The sequence below is a fragment of the Streptomyces sp. NPDC094032 genome (assembly GCF_040303965.1).
Classification (GTDB): Bacteria; Actinomycetota; Actinomycetes; order Streptomycetales; family Streptomycetaceae; genus Streptomyces.
In genome coordinates this window covers 25,253-33,392 of record NZ_JBEOUE010000045.1, presented here as the reverse complement: position 1 = coordinate 33,392, position 8,140 = coordinate 25,253, and the positions used below count along the sequence as shown (strand labels likewise).

General features: G+C 69.0%; 7 protein-coding genes. All 7 read right to left on the bottom strand.

Annotated elements, in window-relative coordinates; genetic code table 11:
* Nucleotides 1–120: 120 nt before the first annotated feature.
* The 7 genes from ABTZ54_RS34620 to ABTZ54_RS34590 all read right to left on the bottom strand — a co-directional run bounded on the left by ABTZ54_RS34620 (nucleotide 121) and on the right by ABTZ54_RS34590 (nucleotide 7,985).
* Nucleotides 121–963 (bottom strand): thioesterase family protein, encoded by an 843-nt coding sequence (locus tag ABTZ54_RS34620; RefSeq protein ID WP_351671587.1) that lies wholly within the window; start codon nucleotides 961–963, stop codon nucleotides 121–123.
* Nucleotides 964–985: 22 nt separating this feature from the next.
* Entirely contained in the window at nucleotides 986–1,663 is a 678-nt protein-coding gene (locus ABTZ54_RS34615; RefSeq protein WP_351671584.1) for a trimeric intracellular cation channel family protein, read from the bottom strand.
* Between the two features lie 106 nt (nucleotides 1,664–1,769).
* On the bottom strand, nucleotides 1,770–2,867 hold the full coding sequence (locus tag ABTZ54_RS34610; RefSeq protein WP_351671582.1) for an ABC transporter ATP-binding protein: 1,098 nt from the start codon (nucleotides 2,865–2,867) through the stop codon (nucleotides 1,770–1,772).
* Complete coding sequence (locus ABTZ54_RS34605; RefSeq protein ID WP_351671579.1) at nucleotides 2,864–3,967, bottom strand: ABC transporter ATP-binding protein; 1,104 nt, start codon at nucleotides 3,965–3,967, stop codon at nucleotides 2,864–2,866. Before ABTZ54_RS34605 ends, ABTZ54_RS34610 begins: the two co-directional genes overlap by 4 nt.
* Nucleotides 3,964–4,962, bottom strand: a complete 999-nt coding sequence (locus tag ABTZ54_RS34600; RefSeq protein ID WP_351671576.1) for an ABC transporter permease — start codon at nucleotides 4,960–4,962, stop codon at nucleotides 3,964–3,966. The genes ABTZ54_RS34605 and ABTZ54_RS34600 overlap by 4 nt, the downstream gene beginning before the upstream one ends.
* 134 nt (nucleotides 4,963–5,096) lie before the next feature.
* Nucleotides 5,097–6,872, bottom strand: a complete 1,776-nt coding sequence (locus ABTZ54_RS34595; protein WP_351671573.1) for an ABC transporter substrate-binding protein — start codon at nucleotides 6,870–6,872, stop codon at nucleotides 5,097–5,099.
* Between the two features lie 111 nt (nucleotides 6,873–6,983).
* Nucleotides 6,984–7,985, bottom strand: a complete 1,002-nt coding sequence (locus ABTZ54_RS34590; protein WP_351671571.1) for an ABC transporter permease — start codon at nucleotides 7,983–7,985, stop codon at nucleotides 6,984–6,986.
* Nucleotides 7,986–8,140 lie beyond the last annotated feature (155 nt).

Sequence of the window (8,140 nt, the reverse complement as noted above, 5' to 3'; positions counted from 1 at the left end):
CGGACTGCGACCTTCACTTCGCTTCGCTCGTTACGGGCGCCGCCACGTCCGGACACCCCCACCCCCGCTCCGGTACCGGCCCCCTCCCCGCCGTTTTTGGGTGCGGCCTTGTGGGTTGTGTCAGGCTCTCGGGGCCCTTGCCAGTTGGCGGGACTGGGCCACCAGGCGGTTCTTCGTGTCCCAGACTTCCGCGTCCTCCTCCAGGAAGCCGCCTGCCAGGTTGCGGGTCGCGATCGAGACGCGCAGCGGGCCGGGGGCCGGGCGGCAGCGGATGTGGGTGGTGAGTTCCACCGTGGGGGTCCAGCCCTTGAGGCCCAGCTCGAAGGAGGTGGGGGGCAGCGCGTCCACCGTGAGGAGGAGGGAGAGCGGGTCCGGGTCCCGGGCGTCGGCCAGGCCGAACCAGGCGCGCATCTCGCCCTTGCCCGAGGGCGCGCCGATCGCCCAGCCCACGCAGGACGGGTCGAGGCGGATGTCCAGGCGTTCCGTGATCGCCGAGGAGCCGGGGATCGCCGGGGCCGGGCCGTCGTTGGCGCCGAAGCACTGGTCCATGGGGGCCAGGGTCGGCGGGGTCGCCGTGGTGCGGACGTCGTCGGGGAGGGTGTCCAGGTCGCCGTAGGAGGCCAGCACGCGGATGCGTTCCACCTCGGTGCCGTCCTCCGCGTACTGGAAGAGCGAGGCCTGGCCCGTGGAGAGGGTGCGGCCGGTGCGGACCGTCTCCGTGCGGATGACCGCCGGGCCCGGCACGGACGGCGTCAGGTAGTGCGCCGAGATCGTGAACGGGTCCGGGTGGGGCAGGTGGTCGCCCAGGGCGCGGCCGAGGAGGGCGAGGAGGTAGCCGCCGTTGACCGCGTGGATGATCGTCCAGCCCGCGGAGAGTTCGGCGTCGTAGACGCCCGGGGACCGGAGGGTGATGCTCGTGTCACGGTCGAACTCGCTGGTCGTCGCCTCGATGCTCGTGCTCATGGCCGGACCGTACAGGAATTAGCTACTGAGCGGTAGCTTTTTCTGGTGCCTCGCGGGCCGAGGAGCGCCGGTTCCAGGCGCGCGGCGCCCGCCAGTGGTAGCGCATCGCGAGCAGGCGCAGCACGAAGGCCGTCAGGACGGCCGCGCCGCTCGTGTACGCGTTGAGCGCGTCGAAGCGGATGCAGAGCACCACCATCGTCGCGCCCACGATCGCCGGCACGGCGTACAGGTCGCGGTCCCAGCGCAGCAGCGACGGGACCTCGTTGGCCAGCACGTCGCGCAGCACACCGCCGCCCACGGCCGTCGCCAGGCCCAGCGCCGCCGAGGAGGTGAGGCCCAGGCCGTAGTCGTACGCCTTCGTGGTGCCCGTGACGCAGAAGAGTCCCAGGCCCGCCGCGTCGAAGACGTTGACCGCGGTCTGGGTGCGCTCCACCTCGGGGTGGAGGAAGAAGACCAGGACGCTCGCGACCAGGGGCATCAGGAAGTAGCCGAGGTCCGTGAAGGCCGCCGGGGGCACCGCGCCGATGATCAGGTCGCGGACGATACCGCCGCCCAGCGCCGTCGCCTCGGCGAGCACCGCGATGCCGAAGACGTCGAAGTTCTTGCGTACGGCCAGGAGCGCGCCGGAGATCGCGAAGACGAAGATGCCGATGAGATCCAGGGCGTGCTGGACGGAGGGGTTGAAGAGATCGTGGAGCACCGCCCAATTGTGCCGCTTGTTCCCGGGCAGGGTGCGACAGGGCGGGTGGGTACGGCGAGGCCCCCCGTCGCCTCACGGCGGACGGGGGGCCCGGGGGCGTTCACGCTCAGGACTCCGGCGTCGGCTCGTCCGTCGCCTGCGGAGCCGTCGGCTCCGGCTTCTTTCCGATCGTGACCTCCACCGACTCCCTTGCCGCCGGCACCGTCACGCCTTCGGCGTTCTCCGGGTGGTGGCACGCCACCCGCTGGCCCGGGCGGAGCTCCAGGAGCGGGGGCTCCTGGGTCTTGCACAGGTCCGTCGCCTTCCAGCAGCGGGTGTGGAAGCGGCAGCCCGGCGGCGGCGCGATCGGCGACGGGACGTCGCCGGTGAGCAGGATGCGGTCGGTCTTCTGGCCCCTGCGGCGCGGGTCCGGGATCGGGACCGCGGACATCAGGGCGCGGGTGTACGGGTGCATCGGGGACTCGTACAGGGACTTGCGGTCGGCCAGCTCGACGACCTTGCCCAGGTACATGACGGCGATGCGGTCCGACACGTGGCGGATCACCGAGAGGTCGTGGGCGATGATCACGTACGTGAGGCCGAGCTCCTGCTGGAGGTCGTCCAGGAGGTTGACCACCTGCGCCTGGATGGAGACGTCCAGGGCCGAAACGGGCTCGTCCGCGACCACCAGCTTCGGCTTCAGGGCCAGGGCGCGGGCGATGCCGATGCGCTGGCGCTGGCCGCCCGAGAACTCGTGAGGGTAGCGGTTGTAGTGCTCGGGGTTGAGGCCGACCAGGCCGAGGAGGCGCTGGACCTCCTTCTTCACGCCGCCCTCGGGCTCCACGCCCTGGAGCTTGAAGGGGGCGGACACGATGGCGCCGACCGTGTGGCGCGGGTTCAGCGAGCCGTACGGGTCCTGGAAGATCATCTGGATGTCGCGGCGCAGCGGACGCATCTTCGCGACCCCGAGGTGCGAGATGTCCGTGCCCTCGAACTCGATCTTCCCGCCGGTCGGCTCCAGGAGGCGGGTGATGAGGCGGCCCATGGTGGACTTGCCGCAGCCCGACTCGCCGACCACGCCCAGGGTCTCGCCCGGGTAGACCTCGAAGTCGATGCCGTCGACCGCCTTCACGGCGCCGGTCTGGCGCTGCAGCAGCCCCTTCTTGATGGGGAAGTGCTTCTGCAGGCCGGTGACCTTCAGCAGGGGTTCCGTCGTCTCGCTCACAGCTTCGGCGCAATCTCTTCGGTCCAGATCCGGTTCCGCTCCTCCGGCGCCATGTGACAGGCCGAGAAGTGTCGGGAACCGGTCTCCGTCAGCTCGGGGCGTACGGTCCGGGTGATGCCGCCCTTGGGGACGTCCGCGTACGGGCAGCGCGGGTTGAAGGCGCAGCCGCTGGGGATGTTGATGAGGCTGGGCGGGTTGCCCTTGACCGGGATGAGGCGCTCGGTCTGCTCCCGGTCGATGCGCGGCATGGAGCCCAGCAGGCCCCAGGTGTAGGGGTGCTTCGGCTCGTAGAAGACGTCCTCGGCCGAGCCGCGCTCCACGCAGCGTCCGCCGTACATCACGAGGATGTCGTCGGCGATCTCGGCGACCACGCCGAGGTCGTGGGTGATGATGACGACTGCGGAGCCGAACTCCTTCTGGAGGTCCCGCATCAGGTCGAGGATCTGCGCCTGGACGGTCACGTCGAGCGCGGTGGTCGGCTCGTCCGCGATGAGCAGCTCGGGGTTGTTGACCAGCGCCATCGCGATCATCGCGCGCTGGCGCATGCCGCCGGAGAACTCGTGCGGGTAGTTGTCGAAGCGCTTGGCCGGCTCGGGGATGCCCACCCGGTCGAGGAGTTCGACGGCCCGCTTGCGGGCGGTCTTCTTGTCGACGTCGTTGTGGACCCGGTAGGCCTCCACGATCTGGTGGCCGACCGTGTAGTACGGATGCATCGCGGACAGCGGGTCCTGGAAGATCATCGCCATCTCGCGGCCGCGCATCCTGCGCACGGTGTCCGCGTCGGCGGTGAGCAGCTCCCGGCCGTTGAGCCAGATCTCGCCGGAGATGCGGGCCTTCTGCCGGCCGTACTGGCCGACGGTGTGCAGGCCCATGATGCCGAGCGAGGTGACCGACTTGCCGGAGCCGGACTCGCCCACGATGCCGAGGGTCTTGCCCTTCTCCAGCTGGAAGCTGAGGCCGTCGACCGACTTCACCAGACCGTCGTCGGTCGGGAAGTGGATCTTCAGGTCGCGGACGTCCAGGAACGCGTCGGAGGGCGCGTTCCCCGTGGCGACCGGCTCGCCGACGGCGGCGCCGGTCTTTACCAGCTTGTCGCTCATGCCAGCCTCACTCGGGGGTCGATCACTGCGTAGAGAAGGTCCACCACGAGGTTCGCGACGACGACACAGGCGGCGGTGATGAGTGTGACGGCCATGATCAGCGGGAGGTCGCGGTCGCTCACTCCCTTGATGGCCATCCAGCCGAGGCCCTGGAGGTTGAACGCGGTCTCGGTCAGGATCGCGCCGCCGACGAGGGCGCCGAGGTCCATGCCGAAGATGGTCAGGATCGGGGTCATCGTGGAGCGCATGGCGTGCTTGCCGAGCACGACCGGCTCCGGCAGACCCTTGGCCCGCGCGGTGCGGATGTAGTCCTCGCCGAGGACCTCCAGCATGGTGGCGCGGGTGAGGCGCGCGTACATCGCCGCGTACAGGAAGGCGAGGGTGACCCACGGGAGGATCAGGCCGCCGAACCAGCCGCCGATGGAGTCGCCGAACGGCACGTACGTGGCGTCGAGCCAGCCCAGCTGGGTGCGGAAGACGAGCATCGCCAGCATGGCCGTGAAGAAGATGGGGAGCGAGACGCCGGCGAGCGCGGTGATCATCGCCGCGCGGTCGACGATCGTGCCCCGCTTGAGCGCGGAGAGCACACCGGTGGAGACGCCCAGGAGCAGCCACAGCACGGCGGCGCCGATGACCATGGACAGGGTGATCGGGAAGGCGTCGGTCAGCATCGACCAGACGTCCTGCTCGGTCTTGAAGGAGTAGCCGAAGCAGGGCGCGGCGCAGTGGATGGAGTCGCCGCCGCCCACGTAGTCGCGGCCGACGAAGATCCCGGAGACGAAGTGCCAGAACTGCACCAGGATCGGATCGCCGAGGCCCAGCTTCTGACGGACGCCTTCGATGGCAGCCGGATCCGCCTGCTTGCCGACGAACATCGCGGCAGGGTCGCTGCCGGTCAGCTTGGGGATGAGGAAGAAGATGCTGAGCGTCACCAGGGTGACGACGAGCAGCATCATGACGACCGCGAAGAGTCGTCGGATTATGTATGCAAGCATGCGGTCGGCCGGTCGGCGGCCGGGGAACCCGATCGGGTTCCCCGGCCGCCGCGCACGGCCCTCACCTGCCCTTCGGACCTAGCGGCGGGTGCGCCGTTGGAGCGAGTTTGGTTTCAGACTCGGCTGGAGGCGACTTACTTGACGACGCCGAGCGACGCGTAGTCGTAGCGGCCGTTGTACGCGTCGGCCGTGTAGACGTTGGTCAGGCGCGAGCCGCGCCAGATGATGTTCTTCTCGTGCGTGAAGGGCAGGTAGACCGCGGCCTCGGAGACCTTGGTGTTGATCTGCTTGTAGAGCTCGCCGGCCTTGGTCGGGTCGGTCTCCTTCAGCGCCTGGTCGAACAGGCCGTTGACGGCCGGGTCGTTCAGCTCGGAGAAGTTGTTGTTGCCGGACTGCAGGATGAAGCGGCCGTCGACGAGCGGCTGCAGGAAGCCCTGGCCGGTCGGGAAGTCGGCGCCCCAGCCCATGATGATGATGCCGTAGCCCTTCTCCTTGACCACCTTCGGCGAACCGATGATGCCGGAGGTCTGGGCGCCGTCGAACTGGTCGATCTGGGCGTCGATGCCGACGGCCTTCAGCGACTGCTGGAGGGACTCGGCGGTCGCGATCTCGATCTTCTTGTTGTTACGGACCGCGATCGTGGTCTTGAAGCCGTTCGGCTGGCCGCACTTCTTCAGCGCGTCCTTCGCCTTGGCGATGTCCGGAGCGCCGGCCAGCTTGCCGTACGGGTCGAACTTCGGGTCGGCGCCCTTGATCGCCGGCGGCAGCATGTTGGTGGCGATGTCGCCACCGGCCTGCGGGCCGCCACGGGCGGTCTGGAGGGACTTCGAGTCGGCCGCGTAGATGATCGCCTTGCGGCACTCGATGTTGCTGATGACCGTCTGCGGGAAGACCGCGTAACGGATGAAGCCGGTCTGCGGGTTGTCCGCGTTGGCCTTGTTCTGCTGGAGCACCTTGGAGCGGGCCGCGGCGCCGACACCGGTCGCGTTGATGTCGAGGTCGTACTCGCCCTCGATCAGGCGGTTGTCCATGTCGTCGGCGTTCGTGGTGAACGTGACGCTGATGGTGTCCGGGAGGGCCTTGCGGATGCCGTCCGACTTGGCGTCCCAGTTCTCGTTGCGGACCAGCTTCATGGACTTGTTCGGCGTGTACGACTGCCACTTGTACGGGCCGGAGGAGAACACGTTCAGGCCGTACTTGGCCTTGGTGTCCTTGTCCTGGCGGACCGGGGAGGCGGCGGGCATCGCCAGCATCTGGAGGAAGTCACCGTTGGCGACCGGCAGCTTGAAGACGATGGTCTTGTCGTCCGGGGTCTCGATCGCCTTGAGGCCCAGCTTGTCCGCCGAGGTGTCCTTGTACGGGCCGGCGTAGGTCTTCTTGGGGTCGAGGACCTGCTGGAGGTAGATCGGGCCGCCGGAGATGACGTCCTGCGCCCAGATGCGCTCGATGCCGTACTTGACGTCCTTGGAGGTGATCGGCTTGCCGTCCTCCCACTTCACGCCGTCCTTCAGCGTGAACGTGTAGGTGAGGCCGTCGGCCGAGACCTTGCCCGCGTCGGTGGCGAGGTCGGGGACCAGCTCGGTGGAGGCGGCGCCCGGCTCGGACTTGAACGTCACCAGCTGGCGCGTGTAGTAGCGCTGGAAGTCCCAGACGAAGCCGTAGTAACCGCGCTGCGGGTCCCACGAGTCGGCCTCCTGCGAGCCGATGAACTTCAGCTCGCCGCCCTTCTTGTCGGAGGGGCTGGCGACCTGGTTCACCGCGGCGTTGAAGCCGGGCGCACCCGTCTTGCCGCCCTTGGCGCCGCTGTCGCCGCCCTTGCCGCCGCCACACGCGGTGGTCGCGACCATCGTGGCCGCGGCGAGCAGCGCGCCTGCGGCGATTCTGCGCCTCTGGGAGCTGTTCAGAGTCATGGTCGAGCAACCTCCGAAGTAGTGGCGGCCGTTGTCACGGTGGTCCGCCGTTGGGGGATGTGCCTCCTGTCGACAGCGGCAGGGGCTGGTCTTGCGGTGAACGGCGTACGGTCAGCGGGAGCTCTTCGGGTCGAGCGCGTCGCGCACGCCGTCGCCGAAGAGGTTGAACGCCAGCACGGTGATGAAGATCGCGAGGCCGGGGATCACCATGAAGAGCGGGTCGGCCTCGTAGGTGGTGATGGCCGTCGACAGCATCTGCCCCCAGGAAGCGGTGGGAGGCTTCACACCCGCGCCGAGGAAGCTGAGCGCCGCTTCGGTGAGGATGTTGGTGGGGATCATCAGGGTGGTATAGACCATGATCGGGGCGATCAGGTTGGGCAGCAGCTCCCGGCGCAGGATGTACAGCCGGCCGGCGCCCAGGCTCTGGGCCGCCTCGACGTACTCGCGGTTGCGCAGGCTGAGCGTCTGGCCGCGGACGATGCGGCCCACGTAGGGCCAGCCGAAGAAGCCGATCACGACGACCAGGGCGACGATGCGCACGCCCGAACCGTCCAGGCCGAGCAGCTGGTTGGGCAGCACGGAGACCAGGGCGATGGTGAAGAGCAGCTGCGGGAAGGCCAGCATGACGTCCATGACCCGGCTGAGGGCCGCGTCGATCCAGCCGCCGAAGTAGCCGGCGACGATGCCGAGGACGGTGCCGAGGACGACCGCGAAGAGGGCCGCGGCGAAGGCCACGAGGAGCGAGATCCGGGCGCCGTAGACGATGCGGCTGAAGACGTCGCGGCCGTTGACCGGCTCGACGCCGAAGAGGAAGTCCGAGCTCACGCCGCCCCAGGAGCCGATCGGGGTGCCGAAGAGCGGGTCGATCTGGTCCTCGTGGAACTCGTCCGGCGGGTGGCCGAGGAGGCCGACGATGACCGGGGCGAAGATCGCGACCAGGATCAGGAAGACGACCACGAAGGCGCCCGCGAGGGCGAGTTTGTCGCGCTTCAGCCGGGTCCAGGCGATCTTCCAGGGGGAACGTCCCTCGATCGCCTTGGCCGGCGCGTCGGGCACGGCGTCGACGGCCTCGGCCTGTTCGGCCGCACTCGTCTCGTGCAGTGGTGCCGTCATCGTGGTGAGGACCCCTCTCGGCCGCCGGGTCGCCGGCCCTTGCCCGCCGCGGGTAGCGGCTCGGTGGAACAACTGCTGGGCACCGGCTCGGGGGGAGCCGAACGCCTGGTGTTCCGGGGAGTCTTCAATGTGTCCGCGATCACCCGCCAGACCCC